The 15,272-nt window shown below is 71.6% G+C and carries 15 protein-coding genes; 8 read left to right on the forward strand and 7 right to left on the reverse strand.

Annotated elements, in window-relative coordinates:
• Nucleotides 1-184: 184 nt before the first annotated feature.
• Nucleotides 185-2,188, forward strand: coding sequence for a DEAD/DEAH box helicase (locus tag ACIO3O_RS12355; protein WP_401744788.1), 2,004 nt, complete (start codon nt 185-187; stop codon nt 2,186-2,188).
• Nucleotides 2,189-2,650: 462 nt separating this feature from the next.
• Here ACIO3O_RS12355 and ACIO3O_RS12360 read toward each other — a convergent pair whose 3' ends face one another.
• Nucleotides 2,651-3,535: an alpha/beta fold hydrolase gene (locus tag ACIO3O_RS12360; RefSeq protein WP_401744789.1), complete on the reverse strand. Its 885-nt coding sequence runs from the start codon at nt 3,533-3,535 to the stop codon at nt 2,651-2,653.
• A gap of 73 nt (nt 3,536-3,608) precedes the next feature.
• Nucleotides 3,609-4,544, reverse strand: coding sequence for an NYN domain-containing protein (locus ACIO3O_RS12365; protein WP_401744790.1), 936 nt, complete (start codon nt 4,542-4,544; stop codon nt 3,609-3,611).
• Between the two features lie 222 nt (nt 4,545-4,766).
• On the opposite strand from ACIO3O_RS12365, the gene ACIO3O_RS12370 reads away from it, so the two are divergent.
• Nucleotides 4,767-4,919 (forward strand): hypothetical protein, encoded by a 153-nt coding sequence (locus tag ACIO3O_RS12370; RefSeq protein WP_401744791.1) that lies wholly within the window; start codon nt 4,767-4,769, stop codon nt 4,917-4,919.
• A gap of 122 nt (nt 4,920-5,041) precedes the next feature.
• Here ACIO3O_RS12370 and ACIO3O_RS12375 read toward each other — a convergent pair whose 3' ends face one another.
• The 3 genes from ACIO3O_RS12375 to ACIO3O_RS12385 form a co-directional block, all read right to left on the reverse strand.
• The gene (locus ACIO3O_RS12375; RefSeq protein WP_401744792.1) at nt 5,042-5,647 is read right to left on the reverse strand and encodes a MarC family protein; all 606 of its coding nucleotides are present in this window, start codon (nt 5,645-5,647) and stop codon (nt 5,042-5,044) included.
• Between the two features lie 173 nt (nt 5,648-5,820).
• The gene (locus ACIO3O_RS12380) at nt 5,821-6,687 is read right to left on the reverse strand and encodes a PHP domain-containing protein (RefSeq protein ID WP_401744793.1); all 867 of its coding nucleotides are present in this window, start codon (nt 6,685-6,687) and stop codon (nt 5,821-5,823) included.
• A gap of 155 nt (nt 6,688-6,842) precedes the next feature.
• Nucleotides 6,843-7,478: a DUF6758 family protein gene (locus ACIO3O_RS12385; RefSeq protein ID WP_401744794.1), complete on the reverse strand. Its 636-nt coding sequence runs from the start codon at nt 7,476-7,478 to the stop codon at nt 6,843-6,845.
• A 189-nt stretch (nt 7,479-7,667) separates the two neighbouring features.
• Here ACIO3O_RS12385 and ACIO3O_RS12390 point away from each other — a divergent pair, with 189 nt between their 5' ends.
• Both ACIO3O_RS12390 and ACIO3O_RS12395 read left to right on the forward strand, forming a co-directional pair.
• Entirely contained in the window at nt 7,668-8,915 is a 1,248-nt protein-coding gene (locus tag ACIO3O_RS12390; RefSeq protein WP_401744795.1) for an MFS transporter, read from the forward strand.
• A 212-nt stretch (nt 8,916-9,127) separates the two neighbouring features.
• Complete coding sequence (locus ACIO3O_RS12395) at nt 9,128-9,469, forward strand: peptidoglycan-binding protein (protein ID WP_401744796.1); 342 nt, start codon at nt 9,128-9,130, stop codon at nt 9,467-9,469.
• Between the two features lie 138 nt (nt 9,470-9,607).
• Here ACIO3O_RS12395 and ACIO3O_RS12400 read toward each other — a convergent pair whose 3' ends face one another.
• Nucleotides 9,608-10,192 carry a suppressor of fused domain protein gene (locus ACIO3O_RS12400; RefSeq protein ID WP_401744797.1) on the reverse strand — a complete coding sequence of 195 codons (585 nt, stop codon included), beginning with the start codon at nt 10,190-10,192 and terminating at the stop codon, nt 9,608-9,610.
• 524 nt (nt 10,193-10,716) lie between these two features.
• On the opposite strand from ACIO3O_RS12400, the gene ACIO3O_RS12405 reads away from it, so the two are divergent.
• Nucleotides 10,717-11,829 (forward strand): magnesium and cobalt transport protein CorA, encoded by a 1,113-nt coding sequence (locus tag ACIO3O_RS12405; protein ID WP_401744798.1) that lies wholly within the window; start codon nt 10,717-10,719, stop codon nt 11,827-11,829.
• A gap of 34 nt (nt 11,830-11,863) precedes the next feature.
• The gene (locus ACIO3O_RS12410; RefSeq protein WP_401744799.1) at nt 11,864-12,388 is read left to right on the forward strand and encodes a hypothetical protein; all 525 of its coding nucleotides are present in this window, start codon (nt 11,864-11,866) and stop codon (nt 12,386-12,388) included.
• On the opposite strand, the gene ACIO3O_RS12415 is transcribed toward ACIO3O_RS12410, so the two are convergent.
• Nucleotides 12,385-13,152 carry a hypothetical protein gene (locus ACIO3O_RS12415; RefSeq protein WP_401744800.1) on the reverse strand — a complete coding sequence of 256 codons (768 nt, stop codon included), beginning with the start codon at nt 13,150-13,152 and terminating at the stop codon, nt 12,385-12,387. The two genes, ACIO3O_RS12410 and ACIO3O_RS12415, sit on opposite strands and share 4 nt — an antisense overlap.
• 207 nt (nt 13,153-13,359) lie before the next feature.
• On the opposite strand from ACIO3O_RS12415, the gene ACIO3O_RS12420 reads away from it, so the two are divergent.
• Together ACIO3O_RS12420 and ACIO3O_RS12425 are read left to right on the forward strand one after the other, a co-directional pair.
• Nucleotides 13,360-14,631 (forward strand): magnesium transporter MgtE N-terminal domain-containing protein, encoded by a 1,272-nt coding sequence (locus ACIO3O_RS12420; RefSeq protein WP_401744903.1) that lies wholly within the window; start codon nt 13,360-13,362, stop codon nt 14,629-14,631.
• Nucleotides 14,552-15,232, forward strand: coding sequence for a DUF1003 domain-containing protein (locus ACIO3O_RS12425; RefSeq protein ID WP_401744801.1), 681 nt, complete (start codon nt 14,552-14,554; stop codon nt 15,230-15,232). The genes ACIO3O_RS12420 and ACIO3O_RS12425 overlap by 80 nt, the downstream gene beginning before the upstream one ends.
• Nucleotides 15,233-15,272 lie beyond the last annotated feature (40 nt).

Raw genomic sequence — 15,272 nt, forward strand, 5'->3', positions numbered from 1 at the left:
GCGCCACCCGGTCCTCCCAAGGCCGGATGAGACCCAGGCACGGTACGACCCCCGTTGTTCGCCTTGAGTCGCGTCTCACAGAAGAGGCAGCACCCTGACTACGTTCCGTGACCTCGGCATTCTCTCCGAGACGGCCGAAGCCCTTGAGGCAGTCGGCATCACGTCCCCCTTCCCCATCCAGGAGATGACGCTCCCCGTCGCGCTTTCGGGCAGCGACGTCATCGGCCAGGCCAAGACCGGTACGGGCAAGACCCTCGGTTTCGGTCTGCCGCTCCTTGAGCGCGTCACCGTTCCCGCGGACGTCGAGGCGGGCCGGGCCAAGCCCGAGCAGCTCACCGACGCCCCGCAGGCCCTCGTCGTCGTACCGACCCGCGAGCTGTGCCAGCAGGTCACCAACGACCTGCTGACCGCCGGCAAGGCGCGCAACGTGCGTGTCCTGGCCATCTACGGCGGCCGCGCGTACGAGCCGCAGGTCGAGGCGCTCAAGAAGGGCGTCGACATCATCGTCGGCACCCCGGGCCGCCTGCTCGACCTGGCCGGCCAGCGCAAGCTGGACCTGTCCCACATCCGCGCCCTCGTCCTCGACGAGGCCGACGAGATGCTGGACCTCGGCTTCCTCCCGGACGTCGAGCGCATCATGAACATGCTGCCGCCCAAGCGGCAGACCATGCTCTTCTCCGCGACCATGCCCGGCGCCGTCATCGGCCTGGCCCGTCGTTACATGTCGCAGCCCACGCACATCCGCGCCACCGCGCCGGACGACACGGGCGCGACCGTCGCGAACATCGCGCAGCACGTCTTCCGTGCCCACAACATGGACAAGCCGGAGCTGGTCTCCCGCATCCTCCAGGCCGACGGCCGCGGCCTCGCGATGATCTTCTGCCGTACCAAGCGGACCGCCGCCGACATCGCCGAGCAGCTGGAGAAGCGCGGCTTCGCGTCCGGCGCCGTGCACGGCGACCTCGGCCAGGGCGCCCGCGAGCAGGCGCTGCGCGCCTTCCGCAACGGCAAGGTCGACGTGCTGGTCTGCACCGACGTCGCCGCCCGCGGCATCGACGTCGAGGGCGTCACGCACGTCATCAACTACCAGACGCCCGAGGACGAGAAGACCTACCTGCACCGCGTCGGCCGCACCGGCCGCGCGGGCGCCAAGGGCATCGCCGTCACCCTGGTCGACTGGGACGACATCCCGCGCTGGAAGCTCATCAACAAGGCGCTGGACCTCCCCTTCGACGAGCCGGAGGAGACGTACTCCACGTCCCCCCACCTGTACGAGATCCTCTCCATCCCCGCGGGCACCAAGGGCATACTGCCCCGGGCCGACCGTACCCGCGCCGGTCTGCGCGCGGAGGAGCTGGAGGACCTGGGCGAGACGGGCGGCCGCGGCCGCAAGTCGGCTCCCGCAGCCGCTGCCACGGTCGTCGAGGAGCGCCCGGCGCGCACCCGCACGCCGCGCCAGCGCCGCCGCACCCGCGGCGGCTCGGACCTGGATGCTGCCGCTCCCGCGGCCGTGACCCCCGAGACCCCTGCCGCCACCGAGACCGCCGAGGCCCCGGACGCGTCGGAGCCGCGCACGCCGCGCCGCCGTCGCAGGACGCGGGCGACCGCGGTGGCTCCGGTCGTCGCCGAGGCCGTGGTGGCCGAGGCTCCGGTCGCTGAGGCTCCGGTGGCCGAGGAGGCCGCCCCGAAGGCGCCGCGTACCCGTACGCGTGCCCGGAAGACCGCCGAGCCGGTCGAGGCCGCTGTCGCTGCCGCGCCGGTGGCCGAGGCCCCGGTGGCCGAGGAGGCCGCTCCGGCCAAGAAGACCACCCGGAAGCGGACCGTGAAGGTCACCGCCCCGGCGCCGGAGGCCGACGAGGTCCCGGCGAAGCGTCCCACCCGTGCGCGGGCCCCCCGGGCCAAGGCGGCGCCGGTCGTCGAGGCGACCCAGGTGGTCGAGGCTCCGGTACGTCCGCGGCTGAAGCGCCCGGTGCGGGCGCGGGTCTCGGCGGAGCCGGAGGTCGACTTCCAGATGGCCCCGATGCCGGAGCCGGAGCCGACGCAGCCCCGTCGTCGTACGTCGACGCGTGCGTCCTCCACGAAGCCGAAGACGGAGAAGCCGAAGGCGACCGAGTCGGCTGCGGAGGGCGAGGCGAAGCCGCGTCGCCGCCGCGCGACGCGGAAGCCAGCGGCGCAGCAGGAGAGCTGACGCGCGCGCTCGTCTGTGCCGGTGATGGCCCCGCCCCCTCTTACGCAGGGGGCGGGGCCATCGTCATGTGTACGGGTACGGGGGTGGGCCGGGGCCCCTTGGGACGTGCGCCCGGCGCAGGTGCGGGGCCAGGGGCGGCACCGGGCTGGGCCGGGAGCGGGAGGGGCCGCCCCCTTGCCCGCCCGTCCCGCCCCCGGGGGGCGGCCCCGCCGCCCAAGGCGGCTAGGGAGAGGAGGTGAGGCGGCCCCGCCGCCCAAGGCGGCTACGGGGAAAGGGGGAGGGCGGCCCCGCCGCCCAAGGGGGCTGGGGGAAGGGTGGGGGCGGCTTCGCCGCCCGGCGGGGGGATGGTGCCCGGAGGGCATCCATCCAGGGGCGCGGGGAACTGCGCGACCAGCCACGACGCACCCGCACGGAACCGAGACCCCCACCGCCCCGCACGGACCGCCCCCCACCCCCAGCCCCTCACCCGTGCCGGGACCAGAACGCCGCGACCGCCTCCGCCGTCTCCTCGGGCCGATCCGTGTTGGGCGAGTGCCCCGCCCCCGCGACGACCGTCCGCCACGCCCCCAGCCGGACCGCCATCTCGTCCAGCAGCGCCACCGGCCACGTGTCGTCCACCGTCCCCGAGACCACGTGCAGCGGCAGCCCCGTGCCCCGCACCTCCGCGACCCGGTCCGGTTCCACCGTGAGAGCGCGGCCCGTCGCGATCAGCTGGGCGGGACTGTGCAGCAGCCAGCGGTGCCGCAGGGCGGCCTCCAGGGCCGGGTCCTGCGCCTCCCGCGCCGCCTCCTTGGTCTCCTCCGGTGCGGGCGTCTCCATGGCCTGCATCGCGTCCCAGACCTCGCTCATGGTCATGAACCCGAGGGCCTGGGTGAGCAGCGCGGCCTTCTCCTGCTGAACCGGATCGATCTCGGCGGGACCGGACGACATGAGGGTGAGGGTGCGGAAGGGCGCCGGGTCGAGGATCGCGGCGGCGCGGGCGATCTGCCCGCCGAGCGAGTGCCCGAGGAGGTGCAGCGGCCCCCCGCCGCCGCTCAGCACCTCCGCCTGCGCGAGGACGTCGAGCGCCAACTCCCCTTGCGCGTAGGGGGATTGATCATCCCTCGGCCCCTGGGACTCGTACTGCCCCCGCCCGTCCACGGCGACGACCCGGTACCCGGCGTCCGCGAGCGGGCGGAGGTTGGCGATGAAGTCCTCCTTGCTTCCGGTGAACCCGGGGAGGAGGAGGGCGGTGCCGCGCGGCGCTGCGACCGGCCCCGCTTCGAGCGCGGCGAAGGTGCCGCGACCCGTGCGGAGGGGGACGGCGCGGACGCCGGCGGGCGGGGTGAAGGTGGGCGGCCTGCTCATGCGGTCGAGGTTACCGGTGGGTTCGCCCGGGGCGGCGGCCCCACGTCGCGCTCAGTACGCCCCCACGGCGCGCTCAGTACTGCGCCTGCAAGTGCTGCCAGAACCCGTCCCGCAGCGACCTCCGCAGGTCCGAGTGCCCCCGCAGCGACCGCTGGAGCATCCGCTCCGCCTCCACCAGCAGCTCCTGGTCCACCGGCCCCGGCAGGTACGGCCGCCCCGGCAGCAGCTCCCCCAGCTCCTGCCGCCCCCGCTCGGCCAGCCACTTCGCGGCGATCTGCGCACCCAGGAAGCGGACCTCCTCCCGCTTGGGCGTCGGCCCGTTCTCCTGCTCGTACGTCGTCACCGGGCGGCGCGTGACGTACGGCTTGCAGAAGTCGAGGTCGAAGGTGCGCTGGCTGTCGACCTCCCAGAGCAGCGGTTCGGCCTGGTTGCGGCCGTCACCGGCCTCGATGCCCCAGAGGTGGACGCGCGCCCCGTACCCCTGCGCCGCCTCGACCGCCGAGACGAGGTCCTCGTCGCCGCCGACCAGGGCCGCGTCGCTGATCGCGCGGTGCCGGGCGAGGGACTCCAGGTCCGTACGGATCAGGGAGTCGACACCCTTCTGCTGGTTGTTGGCGTTGAGGTTGCCGAGGCGGACCTTGACGTCGGGGAGCTCGGCGATGGACTGCTGCTCGGTGGTGTGGATGCGGCGCCTGGCACCGTCGTACCAGTACACGCGGAGCAGTCGGCTGTCGGCGAAGATCGTGCGCGCCTTGTCGATGAAGGCCTCGATCAGGCCCTCGGCGTCCAGGTCGAAGGAGCGCCGGTCCTCGGTGCCGGTGACCAGCAGGCCCGCCGCCGCGTAGACGTAACCGGCGTCCACGAAGATCGCGTGGGTGGAGGGCGTCTTGGAGACCTCGGCGAGCACCCGGGTGAGGAGCTCGTTGGTGCGGTCCAGGCGGGCGGAGATCCTGGCGAGGTCAGCGGGATCGGTGGGGTCTGAGGGGCCCGAAGGCTGTGCGTCGTCCATACGGGTCCCATTCTCCGGGCCCTGGAGACCCCCGCACAACCGGTGTCCCCGGGGCCTCTTCCCCATGGGTAGTTAGCCTCACGAAAATTTTCTTTAGTGTAGGGAATCTTTCTGGGGGGAGGCTCGTTGTACCCCTTGGAACGCAACGGCAACCCTGCCCACGCGTGCCCCTTACATTCACCCCAGTTCTCCAGCAGGAGGATCAGACGAAGGGAGAAGCGCATGCGCTTCGAAATCATGCGCCTGGACGATGTGGACGGCACCGCCGTCGACAGCACCGTCGTGGACGCCGCCTCCGTCAACCGGATCGTGCAGCAGGCCGCCGCAATCGGCCAGCGCATCTACATCCGCCCGGCCGACACCACGGCCTCGTAACACGTAAGACGACGCAAGACGACGTGATGAGTTGATGCGAGAAAACGCCCCCGTGCAGGAACTGCACGGGGGCGTTTTCCGTAGACGGAGACGGCTGCACACGGCAGTCGGGCGTACGCGCCTCAGCTGCCCTGAATCACCTGCGTGACCCCGTTGATGATCTGCTGCACGGCCAGCGCGGAGAGCATCATGCCCGCGAGCCGCGTCACCAGCACCACACCGCCCTCCTTGATCACCCGGATGATCACCAGCGAGAACCGCATCGCCAGCCACAGCACCAGGTGCATGGCGACGATCGCCGCCCACACCGAGATCTGACCGGTGAGGCTGTCGTTGCGCTGCACCGCGAGGATCACCGAGACGATCGCGCCGGGCCCGGCGAGCAGCGGCATGCCCAGCGGTACGAGGGCGATGTTGACGTCCTTGGTCTGCGTGGGCTCCTCGTTCTTGCCGGTGAGCAGGTCCAGCGCGATCAGCAGCAGGAGCAGACCACCGGCGATCATCAGCGCCGGAATCGAGATGTGCAGGTAGTCCAGGATCTGCTGGCCGATGATCCCGAAGACGGTGATCACGCCGAAGGCGACGGCCACGGCCTGCCAGGCCATGCGGCGCTGCACCTTGGCGGGGCGGCCGGAGGTCAGTCCGAGGAAGATCGGGGTGATCCCCGGGGGGTCCATGATCACGAAAAGGGTGAGGAACAGGGAGCCGAAGACGGCGAAGTCGAGCACAGGAGAGCCTTGCGGGTCAGGGCCGTGCCGAGCGGGTGCGGGCGCACGCGGGCACAGCTCCGTACGGAACATGAGGGGGGTGAGGTGTTTGTCGTACGACACCGGGGAGCCCGGCGTCGGCAGGCGCGCCCGGGGCGAACGGGTGCCCCGGATTCAGCTGCGCGCGACGCGCCTTACGCGCGCGGGCGTCCGCCCGCACCGGGCACCGGGAAGGCGCCGGTCGCGCGGCGGGTGATCTCGCCGTAGACGTCGGGGTGGGTGGTGTAGTCCCCGAGCCGGACGGTCTTGCGGGAGCCGTGGTAGTCGCTGGAGCCGGTGACCAGGAGGTCGTGCTCGGCGGCGAACGCACGCAGGCGGGCTCGGTCGGACGCGTCGTGGTCCATGTGGTCGACCTCGATGCCGTCGAGACCGGCGGCGGCCAGTTCGGCGATCGAGGTCAGCGGCACCGTGTCGCCGCGCTTGGCGGCGCCGGGGTGCGCGAAGACGGTGACGCCACCGGCGGCCTTGACCAGGCGGATGGCGGTGAAGGGGTCCAGCTCGTGCTTGTCGACGTACGCGCGGCCGTCGTTGGCCAGCCACTCGGAGGTGAAGGCGGCGGAGACGTCCTCGACCACGCCCAGCTCGACGAGGGCCTCCGCGATGTGCGGGCGGCCCAGGGAGGCGTCACCGGCGATGCGGGCCACCTGCTCCCAGGTGATCGGCACGCCGAGGTCCTGGAGCTTGGCGACCATGCCCTGCGCGCGCGGCACCCGGTCGTCCCGGACCAGCTCGCGCTCGCGGGCGAACTCGGGCTCCTCGGGGTCGAAGAGGTAGGCCAGCATGTGCATGCCGGTGTCGTCGAGGCGGCAGGAGAGTTCGGCGCCGGTGACGAGGGTGAGGCCCTCGGGGAGGTGCGCGATCGCCTCGGCGTGGCCGCGTACCGAGTCGTGGTCGGTGAGGGCGACGACGTCGAGCCCTGCGGCGGCCGCGTTGCGGACCAGTTCGGCGGGGGTGTCCGTGCCGTCGGATGCCGTGGAGTGGGTGTGCAGGTCGATACGCACGCGCGGGGCTCCAAGGGGGCAGGACGGACAGAGGGGACGTTCAAGGGTAACTGGGATTCGAACACCCCCGGGCACCCCCAAGACGCCCCCAAAGCACTCCCAGGCACCAGGTCACGCACCCCGCCCGCAGAACACCGCCCCCGCCGCAGCCCCCGCTACAGGAACCTCGGCGACAACGCCCCGCACGGCAGCAGCTCCACCTCTGCGCCCGCGTCCCGCAGATCGGTCAGCACCAGCTCGTCGTACATCAGCAGCCCCGACTGCTCCGGCCAGACGATCGCCCACAGCCACAGCCCCCGCGCCTCCCCCGCGAACACCGCGCGGTCGGTGGGCGTGCCGGAGACGTGCCAGAGCGGGGTGGGGCGGCCGGCCGCGAGGAGTTTGGTCTGCGGGGGCTTCTCCATGGAGATGTGCGCCCCGGGGTCGGGGCCGTCGATGCCCGCGTATCTCGCGCCGAGCCCGACCCCCAACTCCTCGGCCACCAGAAGGAGTTCACCGAATCCGCCGAGCGGTCCCGGCCCCGAGCAGGCCACCGCCGTGGCACGTCCGCCGCTGCGGTCGTCGCCCGCGTACGCGATGCCGCTGTACAGCCAGCCGACCGGCAGCGGCCACGGCATCCACACGGGCACTTCCGCACGGTTCACCGCGACCGAGAGCGCTTCGACGCTGGGCGGCAGCACCGGCTGGAGCGGATGCACCGCCCCATGGTCGCCGCACTGCCAGGTGTCGGCGAAGAGACCGGGCGTCCTGACCCGGCCTCCGCACTTCGGGCAACTGGGTTCGCCCCTCATAGCGCCCAACAGTCCTCCCCGCTCGACGCCGCGTCAAGGACGATCACCCGTCCGGCGCGCGTTGTTTCCGACGCTTCCCGAACTCTCCCCCGCCCCTCACCAGCCAAAACTAGATGTAACTTGCATTCATTAGCCGCTCTAACTTATTGTTTGTATATCGCAACGATCTAGTGGAGAGCGAGAGACGTCATGCAGCACGGTGAGGGCAAGGGAGAGGATCCCTTCGACAAGGGCGCGGGCAGCATCCTGCGCCAGCCGAAGGCGGTCTGGGCGACGGCCGGAGCGTCCGTCGTCGCCTTCATGGGCATCGGCCTGGTCGACCCGATCCTGCCCTCGATAGCCAAGGGGCTGAGCGCCACCCCGAGCCAGGTGTCGCTGCTCTTCACCTCGTACTTCCTGATCACGGCCGTCGCGATGCTGGTCACCGGCTTCGTCTCCAGCCGGATCGGCGGCCGCAAGACCCTGCTCGCCGGACTCGCGCTGGTCATCGTCTTCGCCGCGCTGTCCGGCACGTCCTCCTCGGTCGGCGAACTGGTCGGCTTCCGGGCGGGCTGGGGTCTGGGCAACGCGCTCTTCGTCTCGACGTCGCTCGCCGTGATCGTGGGCGCCGCGGCCGGTGGCAGCGCCGCCGCGATCCTGCTGTACGAATCGGCACTGGGCCTGGGCATGGCCTGCGGCCCGCTGCTCGGCGCGGCGCTCGGCAACGCCAGCTGGCGCTACCCGTTCTTCGGCACCGCCGCCCTGATGGCCATCGGCTTCCTGTGCATCATCGCGTTCCTGAAGGAACAGCCGAAGCCCGCGAAGAAGACGTCGCTGCTCGACCCGATCAAGGCACTCGGCCACGGCGGCCTGGCCTCCGTCGCCGCCTCCGCGTTCTTCTACAACTACGCGTTCTTCACCATCCTGGCCTTCACCCCGTTCGTCCTGAACATGACGCCGTACAAGTCGGGCGCGGTCTTCTTCGCCTGGGGCCTGCTGCTCGCGGTCTTCTCGGTGCTGGTCGCCCCGCGCATGCAGAAGCGGTTCGGCTCGCTGAAGGTGCTGGGCGCATCCCTGGTCCTGCTCGCCGTCGACCTGCTGGTGCTGGGCTTCGGCAACCACACCACCGCCATCGTCGGCACGATCGTCTCCGGCGCCTTCATCGGCGTGAACAACACCGTCTACACGGAGCTGGCGCTCGGCGTCTCGGACGCCCCCCGGCCGGTGGCCAGCGCGGGCTACAACTTCGTCCGCTGGTTCGCCGCCGCCGCTGCCCCCTTCCTCGCCCCGAAGATCGAGGAGTGGAGCAACATCCACATCCCGTTCGTCGTCGCCGCGATCACGGCGGTGCTCGGCGCGGTGGTCGTCCTGGTCCGCCGCAAGGCCCTCACCCACGAGGCCGAGGAACTCCAGCCGGTGCACGCCACCGAGGACAGCGTCACCGTCTTCGCCAACTGAGCCCCCTCCCCCCGAACCGCCCCGTCGCACGGCCGCCCCCAGCCGTGCGGCGGGGCTTCCCGTTGCGTTTGCGGCGGTACGGGGCCGGGCCGCCCGGCGTTTCCCCGCGGCGTTGCCCGTTTCCCGTTCCGGGAGGCGACAGCGGGGGTCTGGCCGGGGGCACCGGGCGCGCCCCACCGTCGTAACGCACCACTCGTACGAAGGGGAAGCGCATGAAGAAGCTGTTCACCGCCCTGGCCGCGACCGTCCTGGTACTCGGACTCGGGGTCTCCACCGCCGAGGCCGTCGCACCGGCCGCACCCGCGCAGGCCGTCGCCCGCGACTGCGGCTGGTACTACGGCACCGCACTCACCGTCCGCGGCCACACCGGCGACCGGGTCCGCGAGGTCCAGTGCCTGCTGCGCTCCTGGGGCTTCGAGGTCGGCCCGCAGGGCGTGGACGGCGTCTTCGGGGCGAACACCGAGGGCGCGGTGCGCCAGTTCCAGCACTGGTACGGCGGCCTCGCCGTCGACGGCAAGGTGGGCGCCAACACCTGGGCGGCGCTGCGCAGTTAGGAACAGTCAGGAACACCGATACGCGGACGGGCCCGGCCGGGAGGACCACCGGCCGGGCCTTCGCGCGTGCGGTGCGCCCCGCCCCGTACCGGAGTCGAACCCAACAGCGAATTCAGGCCCTTCTGCGAGGGCCGGTGATCAGTCCAGCGGGACGCCCGCGCGCAGCGGGTCGCGGAGGTCCGTACCCTGCGCGAGCCAGCGCTCCTGGAGCTCCTGCGCCCCCTTCACGCGCTTCCAGGCCGCCTCGTTCGGCGTCATCGGCAGCAGCGGCAGGAAGCGGACCGGGTCCATCGGGTCGTCCAGCTCCAGGTCCTCCACCAGGCCGCCGCCCTCCGCCACGAGTACGGAGTGGAAGGGCGCCCCGGGCCACAGCGGCCCGCCCACGTCCAGGGACGCGCCCGGCGCCACGATCAGGCCCTCCACCTGCGGGGACGCGGCCAGTACCGCGAGCGGGCGGAGCACCTTGTCGGTGTCGGCGAGCCCGGCCCGTACTGAGAGGACCAGCTCCGCGCGCGGGCCCTTGACGGGGTCGGCGAGGGCGGCGGTCGGGTCGGTCATCGGGGCCGCGGACATGCCGAGGGTGGCGTAGCGGACGAGGTCGCCGTCCGGGAAGCGCAGCACCTCGATCCGGTCCGTGCCGAGGAACGTGACGGCCGCGCGCGCGTCCGGTTCGCCCAAGGTCGTCCGCAGTCGGGCTTCTACCAGCGCAAGAACATCTCCCATGGTCCGCGAGCATAGGCCGCGTATGGAACGGGCAAAGGCCGACCGTGGCGGGGCTTGACACCGGGGACGGCTGGTAACCTGGGCCGCTGAATCGGGGCAGCTCGCAGAAGCGTTGCTTTCCAGCCCCGAGGAGACAGTCGTCCCTCACGGGGGACCGGCCGGAGGAGGTGGGACTGCGGTGGACCGAAGTCGACCCGGTAGTACCAACCGCTCTTCCGTACCTCCTCTGACACACGTCTGACGCACGCGGTCCGAGGCTTCGTACCCGGCCCTTCGAGCACGGAAACATCGGTGCTCCCACGGGAATTCACGCAGGGCCCCGCGCCCGACGGGCACGACGGAAGAGCACGTCACCCTCACCTGATTTGCCTGATCCGTGTCTGAGCGAACGCCGTCACCGCGACCTCGCGGTGCCGCCCGCTTTGCCGACGTGCACGCGACCGCCACAGCGCCGTGGCGCCGCACGTCTCCATTCCGGGCAGTGCCACGCACCCGCCGACGGCTTCTCCGTGAAGGAGCCCGCCATGTCGATGATCCGTGACCTGCGCGCAGTGGTACGCCCGTCCCTGCGCAAGAGCCCCACCGTCTACACCAACTACGACGCCACCCGCGACCACTCCGCGAGCAGTGCCGTCGTCGACTGCGCCGTCTACCGCGACGGCCGCCGCCTGAAGGAGTGCGCCACCCCGCACGAGGCGATGATCCGCGTCCGGGAGTCCGGCGAGGGCTTCGCGTGGATCGGCCTGCACGAGCCGACCGAGGCGGAGTTCGCGGGCATCGCGGCCGAGTTCGGGCTGCACCCGCTGGCCGTCGAGGACGCGGTGCACGCGCACCAGCGGCCGAAGCTGGAGCGGTACGACGACACCCTCTTCACCGTCTTCAAGACCATCCACTACGTGGAGCACACCGAGCTGACCGCGACCAGCCAGGTCGTGGAGACCGGCGAGGTGATGTGCTTCACCGGCCGGGACTTCGTGATCACCGTCCGGCACGGCGGCAAGGGCTCCCTGCGGGCGCTGCGCCACCGCCTCCAGGACGACCCGGAGCTGCTCTCCAAGGGCCCCTCCGCGGTGCTCCACTCGATCGCGGACCACGTCGTCGACGGGTACATCGCGGTCGCCTCCGCCGTCCAGGACGACATCGACGAGGTGGAGATCGACGTGTTCTCCGCCCCGGCGAAGGGCAGTTCGCGGGGTGCGGACGCGGGCCGGATCTACCAGCTGAAGCGCGAGGTGCTGGAGTTCAAGCGGGCGGTCGCCCCGCTCCTGCGTCCGATGCAGCAGCTCAGCGAGCGGCCGATGCGGCTGGTCGACCCGGACATCCAGAAGTACTTCCGGGACGTGGCGGACCACCTGGCACGCGTCCACGAGCAGGTCGTCGGCTTCGACGAACTCCTCAACTCCATCCTCCAGGCCAACCTCGCGCAGGCGACGGTCGCCCAGAACGAGGACATGCGCAAGATCACCTCCTGGGCGGCGATCGTCGCCGTCCCCACGATGATCTGCGGCGTCTACGGCATGAACTTCGACCACATGCCGGAGCTGCACTGGAAGTACGGGTACGCGATGGTCCTGGGCGGCATCGCGGCGGTGTGCCTGGGCATCCACCGGGCGCTGAAGCGGAACGGCTGGCTGTAGGAACACCGGGCTGCGCGGCAATTAAGCTGCCCCCATGTCGCAGCCCCCGGCCCCCGGCCAGCACCTCCTCGACCAGGCCCTCGTCGAGGAGGCCACCAAGAAGTCCGGGCTCGTCTGGGTCCGGGGAACCGGGCCCGCCCGCGCCCTGTGGCACGTCTGGCTCGACGGGGCCCTGCACCTCGTCGGCGACGGCCCCGGCGAGCAGCCCTTCCCCGGCCTGGACGACGGCTCCGTCGCCCACGTGACCGTACGCAGCAAGGACAAGGGCGGCCGCCTCGTCGCCTGGACCGCCGTCGTCAAGGAGCTGACCGCGGGCACGGAGGAGTGGGACGCCGCCGTCGCGGAGCTGAAGGGCAAGCGGCTGAACGCCCCCGACGCCGAGCACATGACGGACCGCTGGGCACGCGAGTGCCGGGTCCTGCGGCTCACCCCGCAGGGCGGCACCGACCCCCTGCCGGCCGGCGACCTGGCCGCCGCACCACTGCCGTCCGCCGCGACGACCCGACATCCCATTCCGGCGGGCCTGCCGAAGCTGCTGCTGAAGCGGCGGAAGCGCTAGTCGCCCGCCTTCGGGAGCTGGCGGCCGTAGTCGACCGTCAGGTCCTTCGGGGGCGGGGTCAGGGGGAAGTCCTTGTCCCAGTCGGCGAGCTGGACCACGCCCGCGCCGCCCGCGCGGGCGAGGCGCAGGGGGTAGGGCTTCTTCTCCAGGGAGACGTCGAGGGCACCGCCCTGGCCGTCCTCACCGCCGACGACCTTGATGGTGCGCAGGCCGCCGATCGTCTCGCGGTCGCCCTTGTTGAGGGTGCCGTTCAGGCCGAGGAGGCCGTCGAGGAGGACCGACTTGTCGGTGAAGCCGCGGAACTGGTCGTACGCCGGGTCGCCCTTGGGGACCTTGACGTACTTGTCCTCCAGCTTGTCCGCCGCCTCCTCGTCCTCCTTCTTGAACTCCGCGCCCGGCTTGGTGGCGTCGTGCCGCCAGAAGTCGGCGCCCGCCTTCATGAAGAGCTCGTCCTCGACGCGCAGGAGCTCGAAGGTGGAGTCCTTGGTGGTGACCGAGCCCGAGCCGCCCGTGTTCTTCAGGCGCATGGCGAGTTTGTACGTGCCACCACGGCTGACGAAGGTGCCGGTGAGCCGTACCGAGGTGGCCGCCTTCGCGGTCGCGCGGGCCTTGCCCTCGATCTCGGCGGCGCTCAGCTTGCCGACCCCGTTCGTCCCCTCGTCGGGGTCCTCGCCGCACCCCGCGAGCCCCGCCACGAGACCGGCGCACACCGCACCGGCGAGTACGGCCCTGCGTGCGCGGGCTGCCGGGGGGAATGCGGTCACGGTCGGCACTGCCTCTCGTCGAAGGGGTCCGGTGGTCCGGTTCGGCAGAGGGCAGCGTACCCGGGCACACCCGGCCGGGAGGCAGGGAGCCGTACGGCCGCCCGGCGGAGCGTCGATGATCGTCACGGGCTAGCCTGAAGCCGGTGTCCGGCGTATTTGCAGACAAATACGCGCGTGCGTGAAGGAAGAGACGAGGAGGCGGTCGGGATGGCAGCAGGGGCGCCCCGCGTCTTCGTCTCGCACCTGGCCGGAGTGCCGGTCTTCGACCCCAACGGCGACCAGGTGGGGCGCGTGCGCGACCTGGTGGCCATGCTGCGGGTGGGGCGCAGGCCCCCGCGGCTGCTGGGGCTGGTGGTGGAGGTGGTGAGCCGCCGCCGCATCTTCCTGCCGATGACCCGGGTGACCGGCGTGGAGTCGGGCCAGGTCATCACCACGGGTGTCGTCAACATGCGGCGCTTCGAGCAGCGGCCCACCGAGCGCCTGGTGCTGGGCGAGCTCCTCGACCGCCGGGTGCGGCTGGTGGAGGGCGACGAGGAGGTCACCGTCCTCGACGTGGCGATCGCGCAGCTTCCGGCCCGCCGTGACTGGGAGATCGACAAGGTCTTCGTACGCAAGGGGAAGATCGGGGCGCTGCGGAGGAAGGGCGAGACGCTGACGGTGGAGTGGTCGGCCGTCACCGGGTTCTCGCTGGAGGAGCACGGGCAGGGCGCGGAGAGCCTCATCGCCGCGTACGAGCAGCTGCGGCCCACCGACCTCGCCAACGCCCTGCACCACCTCACCCCCAAGCGCCGCGCCGAGGTGGCCTCCGCGCTCGACGACGACCGGCTGGCCGACGTACTGGAAGAGCTGCCGGAGGACGACTCGATCGAGATCCTCGGCAAGCTGAAGGAGGAGCGGGCCGCCGACGTCCTGGAGGCGATGGACCCGGACGACGCCGCCGACCTGCTCTCCGAGCTGCCCGAGGAGGACAAGGAGCGGCTGCTGACGCTGATGCAGCCGGACGACGCGGCCGATGTACGGCGGCTGTTGTCGTACGAGGAGCGGACGGCCGGTGGTCTGATGACGACCGAGCCGATCGTGCTGCGGCCCGACGCGACGGTGGCCGACGCGCTGGCCCGCGTACGGCAGCAGGACCTCTCCCCCGCGCTGGCGGCGCAGGTCTACGTGTGCCGCCCGCCGGACGAGACGCCGACCGGCAAGTACCTGGGCACGGTGCACTTCCAGCGGCTGCTGCGGGAGCCGCCCGGGACGCTGGTGTCCTCGGTGGTGGAGTCCGACCTTCCGCCGCTCTCGCCGGACACCCCGCTGCCCGCCGTGACCAGCTATCTCGCCGCGTACAACATGGTCGCGGCGCCCGTCGTCGACGAGGGCGGGTCGCTGCTGGGCGCGGTGACCGTCGATGACGTACTGGACCACCTGCTGCCGGAGGACTGGCGGGAGACCGAGTTCAACCCGGGGGGTGTCGTCGGTGGCCACTAAGCCGAACAGGCCGGGGGGTGAGTCCCGGGGTGGTGAGGGCAAGGAGCGCGCGCGGTCCCAGACCGGCGCGAGCGCGGTGACGCGCGCCTCCCGTGTGCGTCTGGATCAGCCGAAAGCGCCGCGTACCCGTCTGCTGCCCGAGTGGGATCCGGAGGCCTTCGGTCGGTTTTCGGAGAGAATCGCCCGGTTCCTCGGGACGGGGCGGTTCATCGTCTGGATGACCGCGGTGATCATCGTCTGGGTGCTGTGGAACGTCTTCGCGCCCAAGGAGCTGCGCTTCGACGAGTTCCCCTTCATCTTCCTGACGCTGGCGCTCTCCCTCCAGGCGTCGTACGCGGCCCCGCTGATCCTCCTCGCGCAGAACCGGCAGGACGACCGGGACCGGGTCACGCACGAGCAGGACCGCAAGCAGAACGAGCGTTCCATCGCCGACACCGAATACCTCACACGGGAGATCGCCGCGCTGCGGATGGGCCTCGGCGAGGTCGCGACCCGTGACTGGATTCGCTCCGAACTCCAGGACCTGGTCAAGGAGTTGGAGGAGCGGCGGACCGTATTCCCGCCGGAGCCGACGAACCGGAGTGACGAAGGCGACCGTTGACCGGGCTTCCCGGCCTCCCGGCGTACCGCCGTAGTATCGA

This window comes from Streptomyces sp. NPDC087440 (assembly GCF_044744005.1).
Taxonomy (GTDB): Bacteria; Actinomycetota; Actinomycetes; order Streptomycetales; family Streptomycetaceae; genus Streptomyces.

Coding starts and splice junctions, on each gene's coding strand:
- ACIO3O_RS12420 (WP_401744903.1), top strand. CDS start 13,360: ATGGCAGCAGGGGCGCCCCGCGTCTTCGTCTCGCACCTGGCCGGAGTG.
- ACIO3O_RS12370 (WP_401744791.1), top strand. CDS start 4,767: ATGCGCTTCGAAATCATGCGCCTGGACGATGTGGACGGCACCGCCGTC.
- ACIO3O_RS12425 (WP_401744801.1), top strand. CDS start 14,552: ATGACGTACTGGACCACCTGCTGCCGGAGGACTGGCGGGAGACCGAGT.
- ACIO3O_RS12360 (WP_401744789.1), bottom strand. CDS start 3,535: ATGAGCAGGCCGCCCACCTTCACCCCGCCCGCCGGCGTCCGCGCCGTC.
- ACIO3O_RS12390 (WP_401744795.1), top strand. CDS start 7,668: ATGCAGCACGGTGAGGGCAAGGGAGAGGATCCCTTCGACAAGGGCGCG.
- ACIO3O_RS12410 (WP_401744799.1), top strand. CDS start 11,864: ATGTCGCAGCCCCCGGCCCCCGGCCAGCACCTCCTCGACCAGGCCCTC.
- ACIO3O_RS12365 (WP_401744790.1), bottom strand. CDS start 4,544: ATGGACGACGCACAGCCTTCGGGCCCCTCAGACCCCACCGATCCCGCT.
- ACIO3O_RS12385 (WP_401744794.1), bottom strand. CDS start 7,478: ATGAGGGGCGAACCCAGTTGCCCGAAGTGCGGAGGCCGGGTCAGGACG.
- ACIO3O_RS12405 (WP_401744798.1), top strand. CDS start 10,717: ATGTCGATGATCCGTGACCTGCGCGCAGTGGTACGCCCGTCCCTGCGC.
- ACIO3O_RS12400 (WP_401744797.1), bottom strand. CDS start 10,192: ATGGGAGATGTTCTTGCGCTGGTAGAAGCCCGACTGCGGACGACCTTG.
- ACIO3O_RS12395 (WP_401744796.1), top strand. CDS start 9,128: ATGAAGAAGCTGTTCACCGCCCTGGCCGCGACCGTCCTGGTACTCGGA.
- ACIO3O_RS12355 (WP_401744788.1), top strand. CDS start 185: ATGACGCTCCCCGTCGCGCTTTCGGGCAGCGACGTCATCGGCCAGGCC.